1 protein-coding gene is annotated in these 2,980 nt (G+C 76.8%); it reads left to right on the plus strand.

The annotated features are described in order from the left end of the window. Positions 1 to 2,980 (plus strand): acyltransferase domain-containing protein (locus ACIBCT_RS40485; protein ID WP_399197364.1); only part of this gene is annotated, 2,980 nt, incomplete at both ends.

Consider the following 2,980-nt stretch of genomic DNA (forward strand, 5'->3'; position numbering starts at 1 on the left):
GGGTGGCCGGGGTGATCAAGATGGTGCAGGCGATGCGGCACGGGGTGCTGCCGCCGACGTTGCACGTCACCGAACCCACCCCCCACGTCGACTGGTCGGCCGGACGGGTCGAGCTGCTCACCGGGGCCCGTGCCTGGCCGGCCGGTACCCGGCCCCGCCGCGCGGGCGTCTCCTCGTTCGGCATCAGCGGCACCAACGCCCACCTCATCGTCGAGGAGGCCCCCGCCCCCGGACCCGCGACCCCCCGGAGCGCCCCCGCCCCGGGGCCGATCGCCTGGCCGATCAGCGCCCGCAGCGCCCGGTCCCTGCGCTCCCAGGCCGTCCGGCTGCACGCGGCCGTCACCTCCGGCGACCGGCCCGCCCCCGCCGACGTGGCGCGCACGCTCGCCGGCCGCGCCGCCTTCCCCCACCGCGCCGTCGTGACCGCCCACGATCATGACGGCCTCACCGCCGCGCTCTCGGCGTACGCCGCCGGTACGCGGGAACTCGCGGCCGTCGTCGAGGGAGTGGCCGTGGAGCGGCCGAGGACGGCGTTCCTGTTCACCGGGCAGGGCGGGCAGCGCGCCGGGATGGGCCGGGAACTCGCGGCCACCGCGCCCGTGTTCGCCGCCGCCCTCGACGAGGTGTGCGCCGCCCTCGACCCCCACCTCGACAGGCCGCTGCGCGACGTGATGTGGGCCGAACCCGGCAGCCCCGGCGCCGACCTGCTCGACCTGACCGCCTACACGCAACCGGCGCTGTTCGCCTTCGAGGTGGCCGCCTTCCGGCTGCTGGAGTCGTACGGGATGAGCCCCGACCTCGTCGCCGGGCACTCGGTGGGTGAGTACGCGGCCGCGCACGCCGCCGGAGTCTGGTCCCTAGCGGACGCGGCCCGCCTCATCGCCGTCCGCGGCCGGCTCATGCAGGAGCTGCGCGAACCCGGCGCCATGGTCGCGGTGGAGGCGACGGCCGAGGAGGTCGCCGAGACGCTGATCGGGCTGGAGTCTCGCGTCGGCGTCGCCGCCGTGAACGGTCCCGCCGCCGTGGTCGTGTCCGGCGCGGAGCGGGAGTGCCTGGCGCTCGCCGAGCAGTGGCGCTCGCGCGGCCGGCGCACCCGGCGGCTGTCCGTCAGCCACGCCTTCCACTCCCCGCTCATGGAGCCGATGCTGCCCGCGTTCGCCGCCGAGCTGGCGCGGGTGACGTTCGGCCACCCCCGCACGGCCGCCGTCACCGGCATCGACGGGACCTGGACCGACGCCCGCTACTGGCTCGACCAGATCACCCGGCCCGTCCTGTTCCGGACGGCGATCTCCCGGCTGGAGGAGGAGAGAGCCGGTGTCCTCGTGGAGGTGGGGCCGCGGGCGGTGCTGTCCGGCATGGCGCACGACTGCGTCACCCGCGAGGGCACCGTGATCCTCCCCCTGCACCGCCGCGACCGTACCGAACCCGACGCGCTCGCCGACTGCCTGGCCCGCGCCTGGGCGGCCGGGGCGGGCGTGGACTGGTCCGCGCCCGTGGGTGCGGGCGACCACGCGGACCTGCCCACCTACGCCTTCGAGCGCGAGCGCTTCTGGCTCGACCCGCCCGCGGCCGCCGCCGACCTGGCCTCGGCGGGCCTGCGCGAGGCCGGCCACCCACTGCTCGGCGCGGCCGTCGACCTGCCCGAGGACGGCCCGGACGTGCTGACCGGCAGGCTGTCGGTCACCGCCACGCCGTGGCTGGCCGGGCACGTGGTGTCCGGCACGATCGTGCTCCCCGGGGCAGCGCTCGCCGAGCTGGTCCTGGAGGCCGGTGGCCGGGCGGGCTGCGACCTGGTCGACGAGCTGGTGTTCGAGGCCCCGCTGACGCTGCCCGCGGGCGGCGGCACGGCGGTCCAGGTGGTCGTGGAGCGCGCCGACGCCTCCGGTGCCCGGCCGGTGCGCGTGTACTCGCGCCCCTGCGACGCGAGCTCCGCGAGCCCCACGGGCTCCGCGGACTCCGCGGACTCCTCCTGGACCCGCCACGTGTCGGCCACGGTCACCCCCGGTGGCGACGGCCCCTCCGCGCCCGGCACCGGTGTCTCGTACCCGTGGGCGGTGGAGTGGCCGCCGGTGGGTGCCGAGCCGGTGGAGGTGGAGGGTGGTTATGAGCGGCTGGCCGAGCGGGGGTACGAGTACGGTCCGGCGTTTCAGGGGTTGCGTGCGGTGTGGCGCCGGGGCGACGAGGTGTTCGCCGAGGTGGCGCTGCCCGCTGAGATCGACCCGGCCGGGTACGGCATTCACCCCGCCCTCCTCGACGCCGCCTTCCACCCGCTGCTCGTCGCCGGGGACACCACGACGGTGCGGCTGCCGTTCGAGCTGCGCGGCCTGCGGCTCCTCCAGCCCGGGACGGGCGCCCTTCGGGTCCGCCTGAGGGGCGCGGAGACGGACGAGTGCGCCGTCGAGGCCGCCGACACCGCCGGGCGTCCCGTGCTCTCCCTCGCCTCGATCCGGGTACGGGCGGTCCCGTCCGGGGCGCTGACCGGCTCCGCCCAGGCCGCCTACGGGGTGGACTGGGTCGAGACGCCGGCCGGGGACGGTGTGGCGGAGGCCGTGGTGATCCCGTGCGTGAGCGACCTGCCCGGCATGCCCGCCCGCGTCCGCGAGCTGACCACGCAGGTGCTGGAGGCCATCCGGGACGAGCGGCTGGCCGAGTCTCGACTGACGTTCGTCACCCGGGCGGGCGACCCGGCGGGTGCCGCGGTGTGGGGGCTGGTGCGGTCGGCGCAGTCGGAGCAGCCCGGCCGGTTCGTCCTGGCCGAGGTCGAGGACGACCACGTCGACTGGGGGCCGCTGGCCGCGGTCACCGAGCCCCAGGTACGCGTCCGCGACGGCAGGATGCTGACCCCCCGGCTCACCCGCCGCACCCTTGAGGCACGACCGCCGGTCCCGGTGTCGGGGACGGTGGTGGTGACCGGTGGTACCGGTGGGCTGGGGGCGTTGGTGGCGCGGCGGTTGGTGACGGGTCATGGGGTGCGGGATCT

Origin of the sequence: Streptosporangium sp. NPDC050855 (assembly GCF_044456585.1) — a bacterium.
GTDB classification, from domain to species: Bacteria; Actinomycetota; Actinomycetes; order Streptosporangiales; family Streptosporangiaceae; genus Streptosporangium; species Streptosporangium longisporum.